The organism is Cupriavidus sp. 05N40, assembly GCF_056397305.1.
Genome location: NZ_JBFTND010000154.1, coordinates 1 through 17878 on the forward strand (window position 1 = coordinate 1; position 17878 = coordinate 17878).

Annotated in this window: 18 protein-coding genes; 6 read left to right on the forward strand and 12 right to left on the reverse strand. The window is 67.9% G+C overall.

Features of this window, described 5'->3' with window-relative positions; translation table 11 throughout:
* The coding region (locus AC1DO7_RS28685; protein WP_477116839.1) for a cbb3-type cytochrome c oxidase subunit I at positions 1–1015 on the reverse strand (1015 nt) is incomplete at its 3' end.
* A 3-nt stretch (positions 1016–1018) separates the two neighbouring features.
* The gene (gene cyoA, locus AC1DO7_RS28690; RefSeq protein ID WP_441622900.1) at positions 1019–2002 is read right to left on the reverse strand and encodes a ubiquinol oxidase subunit II; all 984 of its coding nucleotides are present in this window, start codon (positions 2000–2002) and stop codon (positions 1019–1021) included.
* Positions 2003–2286: 284 nt separating this feature from the next.
* Here cyoA and AC1DO7_RS28695 point away from each other — a divergent pair, with 284 nt between their 5' ends.
* Together AC1DO7_RS28695 and AC1DO7_RS28700 are read left to right on the forward strand one after the other, a co-directional pair.
* Entirely contained in the window at positions 2287–3690 is a 1404-nt protein-coding gene (locus AC1DO7_RS28695; RefSeq protein WP_441622832.1) for an aminotransferase-like domain-containing protein, read from the forward strand.
* A gap of 191 nt (positions 3691–3881) precedes the next feature.
* Positions 3882–4505 carry a hypothetical protein gene (locus tag AC1DO7_RS28700; protein ID WP_441643582.1) on the forward strand — a complete coding sequence of 208 codons (624 nt, stop codon included), beginning with the start codon at positions 3882–3884 and terminating at the stop codon, positions 4503–4505.
* Positions 4506–4540: 35 nt separating this feature from the next.
* On the opposite strand, the gene AC1DO7_RS28705 is transcribed toward AC1DO7_RS28700, so the two are convergent.
* From AC1DO7_RS28705 to AC1DO7_RS28715, 3 genes are all read right to left on the reverse strand, one after another.
* Positions 4541–5158: a thioredoxin domain-containing protein gene (locus AC1DO7_RS28705; protein WP_441622836.1), complete on the reverse strand. Its 618-nt coding sequence runs from the start codon at positions 5156–5158 to the stop codon at positions 4541–4543.
* A gap of 419 nt (positions 5159–5577) precedes the next feature.
* Positions 5578–5982 carry a RidA family protein gene (locus AC1DO7_RS28710; protein ID WP_441622838.1) on the reverse strand — a complete coding sequence of 135 codons (405 nt, stop codon included), beginning with the start codon at positions 5980–5982 and terminating at the stop codon, positions 5578–5580.
* Positions 5979–6956, reverse strand: a complete 978-nt coding sequence (locus tag AC1DO7_RS28715) for a threo-3-hydroxy-L-aspartate ammonia-lyase (protein WP_477116840.1) — start codon at positions 6954–6956, stop codon at positions 5979–5981. The genes AC1DO7_RS28710 and AC1DO7_RS28715 overlap by 4 nt, the downstream gene beginning before the upstream one ends.
* A 293-nt stretch (positions 6957–7249) precedes the next feature.
* Between AC1DO7_RS28715 and AC1DO7_RS28720 the strand changes: the two genes are divergently transcribed.
* Positions 7250–7894: a helix-turn-helix transcriptional regulator gene (locus AC1DO7_RS28720; protein WP_441622842.1), complete on the forward strand. Its 645-nt coding sequence runs from the start codon at positions 7250–7252 to the stop codon at positions 7892–7894.
* Between the two features lie 108 nt (positions 7895–8002).
* Here the strand turns inward: AC1DO7_RS28720 and AC1DO7_RS28725 are convergent, their stop codons facing one another.
* The 6 genes from AC1DO7_RS28725 to AC1DO7_RS28750 form a co-directional block, all read right to left on the reverse strand.
* Positions 8003–8854 carry a MetQ/NlpA family ABC transporter substrate-binding protein gene (locus tag AC1DO7_RS28725; protein ID WP_477116841.1) on the reverse strand — a complete coding sequence of 284 codons (852 nt, stop codon included), beginning with the start codon at positions 8852–8854 and terminating at the stop codon, positions 8003–8005.
* 92 nt (positions 8855–8946) lie between these two features.
* Positions 8947–10401 carry an efflux transporter outer membrane subunit gene (locus AC1DO7_RS28730; RefSeq protein ID WP_477116842.1) on the reverse strand — a complete coding sequence of 485 codons (1455 nt, stop codon included), beginning with the start codon at positions 10399–10401 and terminating at the stop codon, positions 8947–8949.
* A complete protein-coding gene (locus tag AC1DO7_RS28735) occupies positions 10398–11339 on the reverse strand; it encodes an efflux RND transporter periplasmic adaptor subunit (protein ID WP_477116843.1) in 942 nt (313 codons plus the stop codon). The genes AC1DO7_RS28730 and AC1DO7_RS28735 overlap by 4 nt, the downstream gene beginning before the upstream one ends.
* Complete coding sequence (locus AC1DO7_RS28740; protein ID WP_441622850.1) at positions 11336–11545, reverse strand: DUF1656 domain-containing protein; 210 nt, start codon at positions 11543–11545, stop codon at positions 11336–11338. The genes AC1DO7_RS28735 and AC1DO7_RS28740 overlap by 4 nt, the downstream gene beginning before the upstream one ends.
* A gap of 43 nt (positions 11546–11588) precedes the next feature.
* A complete protein-coding gene (locus AC1DO7_RS28745; protein ID WP_477116844.1) occupies positions 11589–13670 on the reverse strand; it encodes an FUSC family protein in 2082 nt (693 codons plus the stop codon).
* A gap of 5 nt (positions 13671–13675) precedes the next feature.
* Positions 13676–14173: a MarR family winged helix-turn-helix transcriptional regulator gene (locus AC1DO7_RS28750; protein WP_441622854.1), complete on the reverse strand. Its 498-nt coding sequence runs from the start codon at positions 14171–14173 to the stop codon at positions 13676–13678.
* A 270-nt stretch (positions 14174–14443) separates the two neighbouring features.
* Here AC1DO7_RS28750 and AC1DO7_RS28755 point away from each other — a divergent pair, with 270 nt between their 5' ends.
* The 3 genes from AC1DO7_RS28755 (at position 14444) to AC1DO7_RS28765 (ending at position 17173) form a co-directional block, all read left to right on the forward strand.
* The gene (locus tag AC1DO7_RS28755) at positions 14444–15241 is read left to right on the forward strand and encodes a crotonase/enoyl-CoA hydratase family protein (RefSeq protein ID WP_441622856.1); all 798 of its coding nucleotides are present in this window, start codon (positions 14444–14446) and stop codon (positions 15239–15241) included.
* Positions 15242–15562: 321 nt separating this feature from the next.
* Positions 15563–16477: a LysR family transcriptional regulator gene (locus AC1DO7_RS28760; RefSeq protein ID WP_441622858.1), complete on the forward strand. Its 915-nt coding sequence runs from the start codon at positions 15563–15565 to the stop codon at positions 16475–16477.
* A gap of 219 nt (positions 16478–16696) precedes the next feature.
* Positions 16697–17173, forward strand: coding sequence for a DUF302 domain-containing protein (locus tag AC1DO7_RS28765; RefSeq protein ID WP_441622860.1), 477 nt, complete (start codon positions 16697–16699; stop codon positions 17171–17173).
* Between the two features lie 114 nt (positions 17174–17287).
* Here AC1DO7_RS28765 and madM read toward each other — a convergent pair.
* Positions 17288–17878, reverse strand: a 591-nt coding sequence (gene madM, locus AC1DO7_RS28770) for a malonate transporter subunit MadM (protein WP_477116845.1), incomplete at its 5' end; no start/stop codon positions are given.

Here is a 17878-nt window from a genome sequence, read left to right on the forward strand (position 1 = left end):
CCATGGTGAAGAAGTGGTGCAGCCAGACGAAGAACGACAGCACGCCGATCGACGAGGTCGCGTACACCATCGACTTGTAGCCGAACAGCGGCTTGCCCGAGAACGTCGAGATGATTTCCGAGAACGCGCCGAAGCACGGCAGGATCAGGATGTAGACCTCGGGATGGCCCCAGACCCAGATCAGGTTGATGTACATCATGGCATTCCCACCCAGCTCGTTGGTGAAGAAATGCATGCCCAGGTAGCGGTCAGCGGTCAGCAGCGCCAGCGTCGCGGTGAGCACCGGGAACACGGCCACGATCAGGATATTGGTGATCAGCGCGGTCCAGGTGAAGACCGGCATCTTCATCAGGTTCAGGCCAGGCGYGCGCATGCGCAGGATGGTGACGATGAAGTTGATGCCGGTCAGCGTGGTGCCCAGCCCCGATATCTGCAATGACCATATGTAGTAGTCGACCCCCACCGTCGGACTATAGCCAAGCTCGGACAGCGGCGGATAGGCAACCCAGCCGGTGGCCGCGAAGTCGCCGACGAACATCGACAGCATCACCAGCACCGCGCCCACCGCCGACAGCCAGAAGCTCAGCGAATTGACGAAGGGATAGGCCACGTCGCGCGCGCCGATCTGCAGCGGCACGATCACGTTCATCAGTCCGAGGATGAACGGCGTCGCCACGAAGAAGATCATGATCACGCCGTGCGCGGTGAAGATCTGGTCGTAGTGGTGCGGCGGCAGGTAGCCGGCCGCGTCGCCATAGGCGAAGGCCTGCTGCACGCGCATCATGATGGCGTCGGCAAAGCCGCGTAGCAGCATCACCAGCGCCATGATGATGTACATCACGCCGATCTTCTTGTGGTCCACCGAGGTGAACCACTCGGTCCACAGGTACTTCCATTTGCCGAAGTACGTGATGGCGCCGAGCAACGCGGCGCCGCCCAGCATGACGACGGCCAGCGTACCCATGATGATGGGCTCATGGTACGGAATGGCGTCGAGGTTCAGTTTTCCAAACATGGCTTATAGCTCCGTGGCCTTGGCGCTGGTGGCCGGGAAGGTGGCCTGCGAGAGTTCCCGGGAGACCGGCTTCGGTGCAGGCGTCGATACGGGCGTCGATTCAGGCTTCGATGCCGCCTCCAGTGTGGCCGGGCTGTTCGCGCGGCAAATCGCGTCGCCGCTCTGCATGTACTTGTTCACCACGCCGGCGAACAGCGCCGGCGTCACGGTGGAGTACAAGGTGGCCGGATCCTTGCTGCTGGGAAGCTCGAGCGCGCGGTAGGTCTTCTCGTCGAGCGGCCGCGCTGCCTTCCTGGCTTCGGCGATCCAGCGGTCGAAGTCGGCGCGCGAGGTGGCGAAGGTCTTGAAGTGCATGTCGGAGAAACCCGCCCCGCTGTAGGCGGCGGACTGTCCGAGATAGACGCCCGGCGTATCGGCGATCAGGTGCAGGCGCGTCTGCATGCCCGCCATGGCGTAGACCTGGCTGCCGAGCTGCGGGATGAAGAAGGAGTTCATCATCGATTCCGCGGTCAGCCTGAAGCTGATCGGCGTATCGACCGGGATCGTCAGCTGGTTGAGCGAGGCGACGCCGTACTGCGGATAGATGAACAGCCATTTCCAGTTCAGCGCGACCACCTCCACCTCCACGGGCGCGGTGGCTGACTCGATGGGCCGGTAGGGATCAAGCTTGTGGGTGCTGCCCCAGATCAGGAACCCCAGGAACGCGACGATGACGCACGGGATCGTCCACACCACGACTTCGATCGCGGTGGAGTGCGCCCACTTCGGCGCATAGGTGGCGCTGGTATTGGAGGCGCGGTAGCGCCAGGCGAAATACAGCGTGAGCAGGATGACGGGGATCACCACCATCAGCATGAGCGCCAGCGAGATGACGATCAGCGATTTTTCCTGGTGCCCGATGGCGCCCTTCGGCGAGAAGAGTTCCATCGAGCAGCCGCTCAGCAGCAGCGCGGCCGCGGCACCGCAAGCCAGCGCGGAGCCCGGCATCCTGCCGGCCCACGCCTGTGCCCGGGCATATAGGGAGCGCCGGATTGCCATGGCTGGCCCGGCCGTCGATTTGCGCATATCTGGATCACCTTAGTTATGCACCACATAACCTATGCACTTGTCGGGACGGGATGCCACGGCATGCTGAATACATTGCTGCGGAAGATTGCTGCGGGCGACAGCCGCCGGGAGGCGGGAGGAGCATACAAAACGGCTCAATGTATGGCTTTATGCGATGCGGAGCCGGATAATAAGGTAAGACAAAAGCCATACATCAAGGGTTTATGCCTAGAAAATCCAACCTACAAGACGCCGGCAACCGTCCCGCCTGGTTGCCGGATTTCCGCCCGGGCAAGGGCGCCCGCTACCTGCAGGTGGTGGCCGCCATGGAACTGGCCGTGGGCGACGGCAGGCTCAATCCCGGCGACCGGCTGCCGCCGCAGCGCCAGCTGGCGGAACTGCTGGACGTGGACCTCACCACRGTGACGAGGGCGCTCGCGGAGGCCAAGCGCCGCCACCTGGTCGAGGCACGCGGCGCGCTTGGCACCTTCATCGCGGCGCCCACGGTGGAGCTTGCGCAGATGGTGGACCTCAGCATGAACGTGCCGCCGCCGCCCGAAGGGCTGGACTTCGACGACCTGCTCCGGCGCGGCATGTCGCAGGTGCTGCTGCGCACCGACGCCAACCTCCTGATGACCTACCAGCTCGGCGGCGGCAGTAGCCCCGACAAGGCCGCCGGCGCCCTCTGGCTCGCGCCGATGCTGGGCAGCGTGGCGCCCGCGCGGCTGATCGCCTGCCCCGGCGCGCAGGCCGCGCTGGCCGCGCTGATCCTCGCGCTGACGCCGCCGGGCGGCGTCATCGTCACGGAGCCGCTGTGCTATCCCGGGCTGCGCCTGGCCGCCGAACAGCTGGGCCGCCAGGTCGTCACCGCCGCCGCGGACGACCAGGGGATGCGCCCCGATGCGCTGGAAGCGGCGTGCCGCGAGCACGGCGCGCGCGTGGCTTACCTCAACCCGACTTCGCAAAACCCCAACACACGCACCATGCCGGCGCAGCGGCGCCGCGACATCGCGCGCGTGGCGGAACAGCGCGGCATCGCCGTGATCGAGGACGACCCCTACTGGCTGCTGACGCCGGACGCGCCCGCGCCGCTCGCGAGCTACTCGCCCGCCCACGTCTACTACATCGCCACGCTGTCCAAATGCCTGAGTCCCGGCCTGCGCACCGCCTACCTTGTCACGCCGCCCGCCGCCGACCAGGACGCGGTGCTGGCCGCGCTGCGTTCGTTCGCGCTGATGTCCACGCCGCTTTCCACCGCGCTGGCCACGCAATGGGTGCATGACGGCTCCGCCATTGCGCTGCTGGACCAGATACGCGCCGAATGCGCCGCCCGGCATGCTCTCGCGCGCCAGATGCTGGGCAGCCTGGGCCACCCGCCTTCGGCCGGCATCCATATGTGGCAGGCGCTGCCGAGCTACTGGACCTCGCGCGAACTGACGCAGGCGGCGCATGCGGAGGACCTGCGCGTTACCGCCTCCGATGCGTTCCATGCGGGACCGAACCCGCCCAATGCGATCCGCATCTCGCTGGGCGGCGTGAAGGAACGCGCGCGCCTCGGGCTCGCCCTGAAGAAGCTGGCGGACCTGCTGGCGCGCATGCCGCGCCCGCACCGGGAGATCGTGGTGTAGTGGCTTGCGGTGGCGTGCGGTGGCGTCGTGCCCGTGCCGGCACGGCGGCGCTGATCCGGTCGTATTCGCCGGATCTGATTCTGTTTGCGCGCGCGGCGTGGCCGTAAAGTCCGCCCATCCAGACCTTCTTCCCGCACGACCTCTCTCCCCTTGCCATGCCTTGCCGGGGGACGGGGCGTCTCGTCCTCACGATGTACCAACTGTTCGTTTCAAAAGGATGCCCGGCCTGCGCCACGCTGGTCCTGTTCATGCAGGACGCAGGCCTCGAACACGAAGTCCTTGAACTGGAGTCCCCGCGCCACGCGGCGGAAGTGCTCCCCTTGCTCGGCGACGCGGAGCTGCGCTGCCCTGCCCTGTCCATCGGCGGCGAATGCGCCACCGGACTGGCCGATTGCCTGCAACTGCTGGCCACGCATCATCCCGCGCTCGGCACCTTCGACCGCGCGCGGCTCTCTGCTGCGCAGAGAGACCTGGTGGACGGGGTGCTCAGCAGCCGCATGCTGATGGCGCGCACCGGGAAATCGTTCTCGGCCGCGCTGCTCGCGCTGGCGGACGCCATGCGCGAATGGACGGCCTGCGTCTCGCAGTCGCGCCATCACCTCGGCCTCGCCGTGCCCTACTTCGACCTGGGAATGGCCGGCAGGCTCGCCTCGGGCTCGATCCGGGTGTGGGAGATGGCTGGCTTGCAGGAGGCCGCGCGGCAGGCAGCGAGCCGCTTCCCGCGCAGCTTCGAGAACGAGTACCTGGACCGCCTGCGGCGCAAGCGCAGCTGGGTCTACTGGAGCGGGGCGGCCGGCCTGGCCGGCGCCCGCTAGGTGAGGCAGGCCGGGCCCTGCGGGGCCTCGCCGCCTTAGACGCCCAGGCGAGCCTTCAGGGCTTCGGTATCCATCGCCCCTTCGAAGCTCTGGACCTGGCTGGCGTCCGCGCCGAACACGCCGAACGGCACGCTGGTGATGCCCAGTCGCAGGAAGTATTCGGTATTGGCCTTCACCTGGGCCAGCGCCTGCGCCGAGAGTGCCTGGCCGGCGGTATCGAGGCCGCGTTGCGGCGTGCCCAGCGTGGCCTCGTGACTGTCCATGGTCTTCACGGCATCCTTGCTGTCCAGCAAGGCCGCGCCCTGCTGCGCGGAGCGTTCCGGCGTCAGCAGCGCCACCGGGATCCAGGTGAAGTGCACGGTCGACATCAGCGGTGCGGCCGCCTTCCAGAGTTCGCCGCAATGCGGGCACTGCGGATCGAAGAAGATGTAGACCTTCTTTGCGCTCAGGACGTTGCCGGCGCTGAAGCCCTTCGTCGCCGCGGCGACGGCGTCCACCGAGAGCGTGGCGGCCTGCTGCGCGGCCGCCGGCGCAGAGGCAGCGCCCGGCGCATCGGGCGCGGACTTCCCGCAGGCGCCGAGGGCCAGGGCGAGCAGGGTCGGCAGGAGAATTCTTGCGGGCAGCTTCTTGGCGTGCAGGATGGTGGCGTGCATGTCGACGGATAGGGAAAGGGGTTCGAATCGGGCCTGTGCCGGCCCGGACGGATCGGTTCCCAGTGTACGTGCCGAGGCACGCCGCCGAAGCCTGACCAGTACGAATCGGCCATCTCACCGCATAGGACAGGTCCTAAGTTGCGTCGATTTGACGCACCCGGTGCCGCCGCGGAAGCCCCCCTCCGATACCATGCGTGCCGCTGCCGGCACGCCGGAAGCGGCACGCCGCGCCGACGCAGGTCAGCGCCAGGCCGGCAATGAAGCGGGAATCTCCGTTGGCGTAAGCGGTGTGACCCGCCGGGCCTTGAAGCAGTTCCCCGCCCGCCGCTCGTCAGGAGCCGCCAGCCGGCAGTCGCCTGGCATCGCCGTCCCCGGGGCGTCGGCTTCCGAACCGCGCCGAGCCGATGCGCATGCCGCCGCTATCGGGCCGGAAGATCCGCCGCCACCAGCCCGACCGCCTCCACCTCGATGGCAAAGCCATAGTGCAGCTCCGGCACCGGGACCACCGCCCGCGCCGGGCGCACCTCGCCCACCCAGGCTTCGTAGAGGCGGTTGAACACCGGCCACTGGCCGATATCCGTCAGGTACACGCGCACCTGCACCAGCTGCGACACGTCGCTGCCGCCGGCGCGCAATACCTGGGCGACGTTGTCCAGCGCCTGCTGCGCCTGCATCTCGAACGGCGCGTCGGCAAGCTTGCGGCCGTCCGCCGCAATCGGCAGCTGGCCGGAGACGAACACCATGCCGTTGGCGCATGCGCCATGCGAGTAGTGCCCGCCCGGCGGATTCATGCCGGCCGGATTGACGAAGCGTGCGCCGCTCACGGTGCGCCGCCCTGCACGAGGGTGGCGAAGCGCTGCAGGTCGACGTTGCCGCCCGACACCACCACGCCGACCCGCTTGCCGCRCACGTCGAGCTTGCCCTGCAGCACGGCGGCGGCGGCCAGGCAGCCGGTGGGCTCGACCACGATCTTCATGCGGCTGGCGAAGAACTTCATGGTCTCCACCAGCTCGGCATCGCTGACGGTCACGATATCGCTCACGCGCTGCCGGATCACGGCAAAGGTATGCTTGCCCAGGTGCTGGGTCTGCGCGCCGTCGGCGATGGTGCGCGGTGTGTCGATATGCACGATCTCTCCTTCGCGCAGGCTGCGCTGGCCATCGTTGCCGGCCTCGGGCTCCACGCCGATCACGGTGCAGCCCGGCGACATCGCATGCGCCGCCACCGCGCAGCCCGACAACAAGCCGCCACCGCCCAGGCACACCACCAGCATGTCGAGCGGGCCGGTTTCCTCGAACAGTTCCTTGGCCAGCGTGCCCTGCCCCGCCATCACGTCGACGTGGTCGTACGGCGGGATGAGCGTCATGCCGCGCTCGGTGGCGATGCGCAGGCTCAGTGCCTCGCGGTCTTCCTTGTAGCGGTCGTACATCACGATCTCGGCGCCATAGCCGCGCGTGGCTTCGATCTTCAGCGCGGGAGCATCCTCGGGCATCACGATCACCGCGGCCACGCCCAGCAGCTTCGCCGCGAGCGCGATCGCCTGCGCATGATTGCCCGACGAGAACGCGATCACGCCACCCGCCTTCTGCTCCGGCGTGAAGCGGGAAATGGCGTTGTAGGCGCCGCGGAACTTGAAGGCGCCGATGCGCTGAAAATTCTCGCACTTGAAGAACAGCTCCGCGCCGGTGGCGGCGTTGGCCGTGCTGGAGGTCAGTACCGGCGTGCGGTGCGCCGCCGGGGCCACGCGCGCATGCGCCGCGGCGATATCGTCGAAGGTGATCGGCAGGGAATCGGTCATGGTCGGAGGTAGCGATGGAGTGGGCGGAGAGCCGGGTTCGGAACACGGTGCGGTTTCGCGAAGGCTGCAAGGGCCGCAAGAGCCGCGCGGGTCGGGCCAACAAAGCAACGAGCGAAAGGGCACGGATATCCAGCACCGGATGGTCTGGATATTTTGTCTACATGAATACTATTTGTCAATCATCCCGGAGCGGCGAGCCCGCCATGTGGCGGCGACTTTACCGTGCATGGGCCGCTCCGGCGCCAGGGCGCCACCACGTTGACGCCTCATACAGAGCTGGATATTCTGTCCAGATGAAGAAAAAACGCACGCCACGCCGCACGCCGGAACAGCAGATCCTGCTGGAGCAGACCAAGAAAATCGCCGAAGGCCTGAGCGCCACCTTCGCGCCGTTCTGCGAAGTCGTGGTGCATGACCTGGGCGACCCCGAGCACGCCATCCTCGCCATCCACAACAGCCTGTCGCGGCGCGTGGTGGGCGATCCCGTCACCGATCTCGGCCTGGCGCGCATCGCCGATCCGGAATTCCCGCAGGTCATCGCCAACTACCCCAACCAGTTTCCCGACGGCCGGCAAGCCAAGAGCACCTCCATCGGCATCAAGGATTCCGAGGGCCGCTATGTGGCGGCGCTGTGCCTCAACGTGGACATGACCTTGTTCCGCAGCCTGCAGAGCATGCTTGGCCAGTTCGGCGCGGTCGACACCGACAGCGCTGCCGTGGAATCGCTCGATGCCGGCGGCGCCCACGCGATCCGCGCCCGCATCGACGAATTCGCCGCGCGGCTGTCGACCACGCCGCGCGCGCTGAAGACCGAGGAGCGGCGCAGCCTGCTGCGCGAACTGAAGGAAGCGGGAATGCTGGATATCCGCCGCGCGATGGAGACCGTCGCCGCGCATATCGGTGTGTCGCGCGCGGCCGTGTACACCTACGCGCGCTAGATGCGACGGGCGGCCGTGATCGGCACCAGCGGTGCCGGCCGCGCCAGGGCTAGCGGATAGCCCGTCCGGGGCCGCCCCGTTGCAGGGCAGCCCATCCATCCTGCAGCTTCAGAACGACGGCACCATGGCGCCCTTGAACTCGTTCTTCATGAACTGCCGTACTTCTTCCGACTGGTAGGCCGCCACCAGCTTCTTGACCCAGGGCTTGTCCTTGTCCTGCGTGCGCACGACGATGATGTTGGCGTACGGGCTGTGGATGTCTTCCAGCGCGATGGCATTGCGCAGCGGCTGCAGGCCTGCGGCCAGCGCGTAGTTGGTGTTGATCACCGCCGCCGCCACGTCGGGCAGCGCGCGCGCGAGCTGCGCCGCGTCGAGTTCGACGATCTTCACCTTCTTCGGGTTGTCGCTCACATCGAGCGGCGTGGCATTGACGCCGTTCGCGCCCGCGCCGGCCTTGAGCTTGATCACGCCCTGGGCCGCCAGCAGCAAGAGTGCGCGATTCTCATTGGAGGGATCGTTGGGCACGGCGATCTTCGCGCCCTGCGGCAGGTCCTTGGGTGACTTCAGYTTCTGCGAGTASAYGCCSAGCGGCGAGATATAGGTGTAGCCCACGCTGACCATCTTGTAGCCGCGCTGCTTGACCTGGCTGTCCAGATAGGGCTGGTGCTGGAAGCTGTTGGCGTCCAGGTCGCCAGCGTCGAGCGCGGCGTTGGGCTGCACATAGTCGTTGAATTCCACGACCTTGATATTGAGGCCTTCGCGCTTTGCCGCCTTCTGCACCACTTGCCAGACCTGGGCGTCCGGACCGCTCACGGTGCCCACGCGCAGGGTCTGTTCCTGTGCCACTGCGGCGCCCGATGCGGCGATGCCGAGCGCAGCGGCCGCGATGGCCAGGGTCTTGCGCAGCGAAGAGGAGGAAAGCGGGAAAGAATGCGAGATGGAGTGCGGGAAAGAAGTCATTGCAGTGTTCTACGTCGTAACCATTGGAGACTGGCCGGCCTGCATGCGATACGCGATGTGCGATGTGCGATACGCGATGCACGGCAAGCGGCTCAGTGCTCGCTCATTGTATGCGTTTCGACCTTCGGCGCGTCCTGCCAGCCACCGCCGAGCGCCAGGAACAGGTTGATCTGGTCCAGCGCGACCTGGCTTTCCGCCGCCGCCAGCGCGGCATCGGTGCTGGCCAGCGTGCGGTCGGCATCGAGGGTGTTCAGGTACGGCGAACGGCCGGCCTGGTAAAGCTGGCGGTTCTGCCGCGCCACCTCGCTGGCTTTGTCGCGCGCATCGCGCAATGCGGCGGCGCGCTCCAGTTCGCGCGTATAGCTGCTCAGCGCGGTCTGGGTCTCGCGCAACGCCTTGAGCACCACGCCGTCGAAATGCGCCAGCGCCGCCTCGGCGCCGGCCTCGGTGCCGTGGATGCGCGCGCGCGTGCCGCTGGTCGGGATGTTCCAGGTGATCAGCGGGCCGTAGCCCCAGTGCGCGGTGGGTGCCTGGCCGAGATGGTCCAGGATGCCGGTAAAGCCGGCCGACGCGCCGATACGGATGGACGGATAGAGATCCGCCGTGRCCACGCCGATCTTAGCGGTGGCCGAGGCCAGCTCGCGCTCGGCCTGGCGCACGTCGGGCCGGCGCTTGAGCAGCGCGGCGCCATCACCCACCGGCAGCGGCTGGCTCAGGTGCGGCTCTTCATGGCAGGCGTACTCCGCCTTCGACGCTTCGGTGGGCGGCTTGCCCAGCATCACCGCAAGGCGGTAGGCCGCGCCGTCCTGCTCGGCCTTGAAGCGCGGCAAGGCGGCGCGCAGCAAGTCGGCCTGGCCCTGGGCGCGCAGCAGATCGACCGGCTGGCCGCGACCGGCATCGACCAGCTTGCGCGCCAGTTCCACGCCGCGGTTTTGCAGGTCCAGCTGATGCTCGGCCACGGCGAGTTCGTGCGTGGCGGCGCAGCCCTGCACGTAGGCACGCACGGTCTCGGCCACCACGCCAACGCGGGCCTGGTCGAGCGCCGCGCCGCTGGCCTGCGCGCCGGCCAGCGCGGCTTCGTCGGCGCGCGCCAGCTTGCCAAAGAAGTCGATCAGGTAGGACACCCTGAAGCCGACATCGCCGAAGTTCATCACCGGGATCTTTTCTTCCTTGAGCAGCGGCTCGCCGGCGATCTGCCCGCGCTCGGCGCTGGCCGACAACCTGGCTTCCGGCAGGTTCTCGGCTTCCACTTCGTGATAGACCGCGATGGCGCGCTTGAGGTTGGCAGCCGCCACGCGCAGGTCGGTGTTGGCGACCAGCGCCTGCTGCACCAGCGCATCGAGTCTGGGATCGTCGTACAGGCGCCACCAGCCGTCCGGCACTTCGCCGACGGAGACGGCCGCGTTTTCCGAACCGATCAGCTTGCCGTTGGCCGCCGGCGCCTTGAGCGCGGCATTGTCCGGCACGCGGTAATCGGGGCCGACGGTGGTGCACGCGAACAGCAGCGGCACCAGGGCGGGCAGCAGGGCCAGGCGCAAGGTGTTCACTGCGCTGCTCCCTGGCTGGCCGCCGCCTTCACCGGCGTGGCCTTGCCATCATCCTGCACCCTGGCCTGCCGGCCCGGTTCGCGCACCGACACGGTGGCGGTACGGCCTGCCACCAGCCGCAAATCGGGCGGCGGCTCGTCCAGCACGATGCGCACCGGAATGCGCTGTGCCAGGCGGACCCAGTTGAAGGTCGGGTTCACGTTGGGCAGCAGGTTGGCGCCGTTGGTGCGGTCGCGGTCTTCGATACCCGCGGCAATGCTCTGCACGTGGCCGTGCAGCACGCGCGATTCACCCATGATGCGGATGTCGACCGGATTGCCGATATGGATGCCGTGCAGCTTGGTTTCCTCGAAATAGCCTTCCACGTGGAAGGAGTTCGAATCGACCAGCGACAGCACCGGGCGGCCGGTATTCACATAGTCCCCCAGGCGCGGCAGGCGGTCGTTGAGGTAGCCGTCCACCGGGCTGAGCACCACGGTGCGCTCGAGGTTGAGCCTGGCCAGGCTGACCGCGGCCTGCGCCTGCGCCAGCGCGGCCTCGCCGGCCTGCACCTTGGCCAGCCCTTCTTCCACCACTTCCTTGGACACCACCTCGGACAGGGTCTGGCTGCGCCGTGCCTCGCGGCGCGCCTGCGCCAGCGTGGCGCTGTGCGCGGCGGCCGTGGCCTGCGCCTGCTGCAATGCCAGCGCGAAGCGGTCGCGGTCGATCTCGAACAGGGGCTGGCCGCGCTTGACGAGCTGGTTGTCCTTGACCATGACCTTGGTCACCAGGCCCGATACGTCGGGCGCGATCTGCACCACGTCGGCGCGCACGTGGCCGTCGCGCGTCCATGGCGCGATCRTGTAGTAATCCCACAGGTGCTTGACGACGACCACCGCGACCGCGGTGACGACGAGGGTAAGGACGATAGGTCCGAGCGAACGAAGATTCAGTTTCATGACTGCAGCCGATACGCCAGGTAGACGACGCCACCCAGGACGATCACATAGAACGCCAGATTGAACAGCGACCGGTGCCAGACCAGCCGGTAAAAGCCCACGCGCGACAGCACGGCGCGCACGCAGGCGGTGATCAGGAAAGCCACCAGCATCCACGCCAGCAGGCTCGGGACAAACACGCCGTAGAGGTCGATCTCACCGCTCATTGCCGTTCGCCTCCTGCTTGGTAACCATTGTTCGCTTCCATGACTATTGTTGACCCTTGTCCGCTTCGCCCGCCGGGATGCCTGCCGGCGCGACGGCCGGCGGCGCGGCAAGCGGCGCCGCCGCGAACAGGGCCACATGCATCTCGACCAGGGCGGCGAAGGCCTCGCGCGAAGCCTGGTCGGCACGCGTGGCGACGGCCCGGATCGCCTTGGCCATGCGCTCGCGCAGCACCTGCGGCGGCGTGTTGGCACGGGCATCGAGACGCGCCTGGTAGTAGCTGGCCACGCCTTGCAGCACGCGCCCCACGGCATGCTGGTGCTCGGGCGCGAGGCCCGGCATCTCGCGCTGCAGTGCCAGCGTGCTCAGTTCCACCCGCACTTCGGAGAAGCCATCGCTGGACATCTCGTCTTCGCTGGCGGCCAGCCGCGGCACCAGTTGCGCCAGGCGGTCCAGCATGCGGGCGCGCAACTGGGCGTGCTCGCCCGGTTCGCGCCCGGTGGCGTTGCGCGYGATATCGTCCCAGCTGGCGCGAACCAGCCGGCGCGCCGCCACCTTGGTGCCGAACGGCCGCATCACCAGGGTCCACACCAGTGCGAACAGGATGCCTGCGATGCCRGCCACGTTGCCGTTGAAAAAGGCCTGGAAGTCCGCGCTGTACGCGCCCTGGATGCCGATATCGTTGGCCGTGATCACCGCCAGCGGCATGCCGATCAGGGCCAGCCGCGGCTGCGCCATCAGCACGCCGATCACCAGGTAGGGCGCGGAGAACATCATCACCAGCATCTCGAAGTCGTGCGCGTTGGGCAGCACGACGAACAGGTAGACGGTGGCGATCGCCAGGCACACCACGTTCCAGGTGAAGAAGGAGCGGATCTGCGGCGCGGGTTCATCCAGCGCGGCGAAGAAGCAGCACGAGATCGCGCCCAGTGCCACGGCGCCCGCGCCGTCCGCCCAGCCCGTCAGGATCCAGATCATGCCCATGCAGAAAATGGCGAGGGCCACGGTCACCGTGGAAAACAGCAGCATGCCGTGGTCGTAGTGGCGCGCGGCACCGACCTCCCAGCGCCGGAATGCCGGCGTCCACCCCGCATCGGGAGCCGTGCCGCCGACGCGGCCCTGCAGCGCGACGCAGTCCTGCCACAGCTCCATGAGCTCGCGCAGGCGCCCTTCGGCGGTGGCGGCCAGCGCATCGTGCCAGTCGGGCTCCGCCTGGCCGGGCGCGAGGCTGGCCTGCGCGTCTTCCATCGGCGCGGCCTGCGGCAACTCCAGCGCGGGCAGCGGCGCCCGCGCGCCGCCTTCGATCCACTTCGATACCCGCGCCATGTTCCGCGACAGCCGCTCCGGCACGCCGGCCGGATACTGGTGCAAGGCTTCCACCACCGCCGCCAGCGACGACAGCACCGGCAGCAGCATGGTCATGCGGCCGCGCAGTTCCTGCGCGTGCTTCACGCGCTCGGCGGTCTCGGTGTCGTAGGAAAGCTGGCTGATCAACTGGTCCAGCGCCAGGATGTCCGCTGCCAGCCGGTGCCGGCTGTGATGGCGCGAAACCTTGTCGGCAGCGTCCGCGCACAGCATGTCGGTCGCCCACAGCGCGGCATCGTTCAGCCACTGGGCCGTCTTCTCGCCCAGCACGGTGGACACCTTGGCCGGGAAGATGGTCGAGCCGACCACGCTCGCGCACAGGATGCCCAGGCAGATTTCCTCGGCGCGCGCCACCGCGAGATCGAAGACGCCGCCCGGGTCGTTCACCGCGGGCAAGGCCACCAGCGGCAAGGTATAGGCCGCCAGCATGAACACATAGCTGCGCGGCGTGCGATGCAGCAGTGCGATATAGAGCAGCACGCCGGTCCACAGCGCCACCGCCGCCATCAGCAGCGCCGGCGCGTTCACCAGGGGCGGCACCATCGCGATGGAGGCCGCCGCGCCGAGCAGCGTGCCCAGCACGCGGTAAAGCGCCTTGGAGCGCGTGGCGCCGGTGAGCGGATGCGCCACGATATAGACCGAGCCCATGGCCCAGTACGGGCGCGGCAGGCCCAGGTATAGCGCGAGAAACAATGCCAGCATGGCAGCGGCAAATGCTTTGAAGGAAAAGATCCAGTCTCTTCCGGTTGGCCAGCTGATCATTGCCTTCAGGACCCCGTGTTGCCGGAGGCGCCCGAAGTAGCCGACGAGGTCGACGAGGTCGACGAGGTCGCTGCGGCAGCGCGCGCCAGTGCGTCCAGGACACGCTGCGCGCCTTCGAAATCCCGCTCGCTGATGCCCGTGAACACCTCGGCGCGTACCTGCTTGAGGTCCACCTCGATCTTCGCGGCGAGTTCCTCGCCGGCGTCGGTCAGCCACAGCGCGTTGGCGCGGCGGTCGCTGGCGTCCACCTCGCGGCGCACCAGGCCCGCGGCGGAAAGCTGGTCGACCAGCCGTACCAGCGACGCGCCTTCCAGCCCCACGTAGTCGGCCAGCGTGACCTGGCGCACGCCACCGCCCAGGCGGCGGATAAACAACAAGGGCCCGGCGGCCGCGGCGGATATGCCATATGTGGTCACCGCGCCCTGGGAGATCTGGCGCCATTGGCGGCCGGCCAGCATGAGCTGGCCGGTGAAAGCGAAACGGAGGGCGTCGATAGCAGGCATGGGCGAATAATAGCAGGCAAATAGTTAGGTTGCAAACTATCATGCTGCGAATTATTCCGGACGCACCCACTGGTGTGCTGGTCTCAAGGCATGCGCCGCATTGCCGTCATTGCACCCGATCCGATATTCACGGCATATCGCTATCGTCAAATTTAATATTGGACACGTGTTGACGCGCGCCCTTAGCCTTTTGTAATAGAGCCGGCCATCGAACGCGTGAGCGGCGCCGCCGCATCGAGGCAACACAGAAAAAAGAACAAGGAGACCCGCATGACCAGCTTCCTGCGCTACGAGCAACAGGGCCATATCGTGACGCTGACCATGAACGATCCAGAGCGTCGCAACCCGCTCACCGGCAACACCGCCGTGGACGACTTCCTGGCGGCCATCGAGCGCATCCACCGTGACGGCAGCGTGCGTGCCGTGATCATTACCGGGGCCGGCACCGCGTTTTCGTCGGGCGGCAATATCCGCGACATGGAACGCCAGGCCTCGGGCCAGGTGCCCGGCATGGAGATCCGCCAGGACTACCGCTGCGGCATCCAGCGCCTGCCGCTGGCGCTGTTCAACCTGGAGGTGCCGGTGATCGCCGCCGTCAACGGCGCGGCCATGGGCGCGGGCCTGGACCTGGCCTGCATGTGCGATCTGCGCATCGCCTCCGAGCAGGCCCGGTTCGCCGAGAGCTTCGTCAAGCTCGGCATCATCCCCGGCGACGGCGGCGCCTGGCTGCTGCCGCGCATCATCGGCCTGTCGCGCGCGGCCGAACTCACCTTCACCGGCCAGGCCATCGACGCCCGCCAGGCCCTGGAATGGAACCTGGTCTCGCGCGTGGTGCCCGCGGAGCAGCTGCTGCCGGCCGCCAACGAACTGGCCGGGCGCATTGCCGCCAACCCGCCGCACGCGGTGCGGCTGGCCAAGCGCCTGATGCGCGAGGCAATGCACACGCGGCTGGATACCTTGCTGGAACTGTCGGCGGGATTCCAGGCGCTGTCCCACCAGACCGCGGATCACAAGGAGGCGGTGGCCGCGTTCCTGGAGAAGCGCACGCCGGTGTTCACAGGCAACTGAGCGGCCTGGCGGGGCGCCAGGCGTCCTGACGCCCCGCCCTCCGGCATCGGACACACCATTTGCACATCCTCGAGAACGCCATGCTCAACGGCGAAACCATCCGTCTCGACGGCGCAGTACGCATGACGCCGCGCTGAAGCGGGAACGGCCCGGCGGCACCACCGGCACGCCGGCCCTGCTGCACGCGCCCGACGACGGCGACGCCCTGCCCCGGCCGGACGGCAGGCGCGCGAGCGATCCGCCGCCGGCTGGCGTGGCCCGGCGCGAATCTGGTTATCATGGTCCGTTCGTCGCCACCGCACGCAGCAAGGCCGCCTCCCTATGCGAAACCGCATCAACGAAGAAATCACCTTCCGCAAGCTCGAAGTCCTGCTCGCCTACATGGAGGCCGGCAACCTGGCCAAGGCCGCCGAGGCGCTGGACGTGAGCACCGTCAGCGTGCACCGTGCGCTGCACTCGCTCGAGGAGGGCATGTGCTGCGCGCTGTTCCGCCACGAGGGCCGCAACCTGCTGCCCACCGAGGCCGCGCACGTGCTGGCCGAGGTGGCCACCGAGGTGATCAAGACCATGTCAGACGGCATCCGCTCCACGCGCGAGGCCGCCGGGTATTCGGCAGATCACCTCAAGATCGGCTCGCTCTATTCGCTGACGATCCGTACCGTGCCGGAGGTGGTGATCGGCATCAAGGTGCGGCGGCCCGCGCTGCAGGCCGAGCTGGTGCTGGGCTCCAACGCCGACCTGCTGTTCAAGCTCAAGCAGGGTGGCATCGACGCCGCGCTGATGGCCATGCCCGAGCCCGATCCGGATATCGAATCCATCCCCTTGTTCGAGGACGAGATCTACTTCGCGGCGCCGGCCGATTCGGCCTACGCGCGGCAGGCGTCGATCGACCTGCGCGCCTGCCGCGACGAATCCTTCGTCTCGCTCAGCGAAGGCTTCGTCACGTTCCAGGGCTTCCTGGAGGCCTTCCGCATCGCCGACTTCACGCCCAACGTAGTGATGAAGGTGGGCGATATCTTCTCGCTGATGAACCTGGTCAGCGGCGGCGTGGGCTACGCCCTGTTGCCGGGGCGCGTGCGCGACGTGCTGCCGCACAAGGTAGTGCTGATCCCGCTGTCCTCGCAGTACCGCTTGCGCCAGACCATCGGCCTGAGCTTCCTGCGCCGCCGCGAGCGCGATCCGAACCTGCTGGCGCTGGCGGCGGTGTGCCGCCTGGCGATGCGCCGGGAGGCATGACGCCGCCGGGCGGGCCCGCCTGGACGGCCCCGCCCGGCGGCCAGGGCAAGGCTGCCCTGGCCCGACTTCCTGGTCTGCGCCGGCACGGGCCGCCAACTTGAGACGAACGGGCATGTTATCGAGCCTGCCAGGCATCAACACCGCTGGCGGGCAGCCCTAGACTCCAGCCATCGATAGGCCCGGAGTGACCGAATGCCAGACCGACGAAATGCAGGCGCCGTGGCGCGCGCCCTGCGCACGACCCTTCTGACCGCTTTCTGGATGACATCTGCCATGACCGCTCACGCCGAACCGTCCGCAGGCCATCCGGCCGCGGTACTCACCCTGCAAAGCCGCTACGATTTCCAGACCACGATAGCGCGCTTCAAGGACACGCTGGCGGCACGCGGCGTGACCCTGTTTGCCGACATCGACCAGAGCGCGGCGGCGGCGGGCGCCGGGATGACCTTGCGGCCCACCCGCCTGCTGTTGTTCGGCAACCCCAAGGCGGGCACGCCGGTCATGGCGGCAAACCCGCACGCGGCGCTCGAGCTTCCGCTCAGGGCAGTGATCTGGGAAGACGAACAGCACGCCACGCACATCGACTATCAGGATGTGTCCGCAACCATCGATCGCCAGTACGGCATCGACCCTTCCCTGCTGGGCCCGCTGAAGCCGATACCCGCGCTGCTGCGCGGCATCGCCGGACAAGAATGAGCGCACACCATCAGCTGATCGTGCGGCCATAGCCTGCCGGCCCGCACAAGCGACACCGCCCGCCTCATCCCGGCGCCCCCGCCGGAGATGACGCGGGCGGCGGGCCGCCGCCACCTACCCCACCAGCGCCTTGGTCGCCAGGAACAGCAGCGACGGCCCCAGCAGGCAGCCCAGCCCGGTATGGAAAGTGGCCACCAGCGCACCATAGGGCACCAGGCGGCGGTCGGTCGCGGCAAGGCCGGCCGAGACACCGCTGACGGTACCCGCCAGCCCGCCGAACACCATGGCAGCGCGCGGATTGTTCAAGCCCAGGAAGCCTGCCGCCATGGGCGTGCCCACCATCACGATGATCGCCTTGATCAGCCCGGTGGCGATGCTCAGCGCGATCACGTCGGAACTGGCGCCGAGCGCCGCGCCGGTGACCGGACCCACGATGTAGGTCACCGCGCCGGCGCCGATGGTGGTCATGCTGACCGCGTCGCTGTAGCCGAAGGCGCGCGCCACGGCGGCACCCACGATAAACGRCAGGATGGTGCCCAGCAGCAGCGAGACCGCGCCCACCAGCCCTGCCTTGCGGGCTTCCGTCACCTGCACTTCGAAGGCGGTGGCGACGATGGCGAAATCGCGCAGCATGGCGCCGCCCATCAGGCCGATGCCGGAAAACAGCGTGATATCGGCCAGGCCCTTCTCCTTGCCGGTCACGAT

Excerpts from the sequence above, each read along its gene's own strand:
- AC1DO7_RS28750 (WP_441622854.1), bottom strand. The coding sequence starts at position 14,173 with ATGCCTGCTATCGACGCCCTCCGTTTCGCTTTCACCGGCCAGCTCATG.
- AC1DO7_RS28720 (WP_441622842.1), top strand. The coding sequence starts at position 7,250 with ATGAAGAAAAAACGCACGCCACGCCGCACGCCGGAACAGCAGATCCTG.
- cyoA (WP_441622900.1), bottom strand. The coding sequence starts at position 2,002 with ATGCCGGGCTCCGCGCTGGCTTGCGGTGCCGCGGCCGCGCTGCTGCTG.
- AC1DO7_RS28705 (WP_441622836.1), bottom strand. The coding sequence starts at position 5,158 with ATGCACGCCACCATCCTGCACGCCAAGAAGCTGCCCGCAAGAATTCTC.
- AC1DO7_RS28740 (WP_441622850.1), bottom strand. The coding sequence starts at position 11,545 with ATGAGCGGTGAGATCGACCTCTACGGCGTGTTTGTCCCGAGCCTGCTG.
- AC1DO7_RS28760 (WP_441622858.1), top strand. The coding sequence starts at position 15,563 with ATGCGAAACCGCATCAACGAAGAAATCACCTTCCGCAAGCTCGAAGTC.
- AC1DO7_RS28755 (WP_441622856.1), top strand. The coding sequence starts at position 14,444 with ATGACCAGCTTCCTGCGCTACGAGCAACAGGGCCATATCGTGACGCTG.
- AC1DO7_RS28700 (WP_441643582.1), top strand. The coding sequence starts at position 3,882 with ATGTACCAACTGTTCGTTTCAAAAGGATGCCCGGCCTGCGCCACGCTG.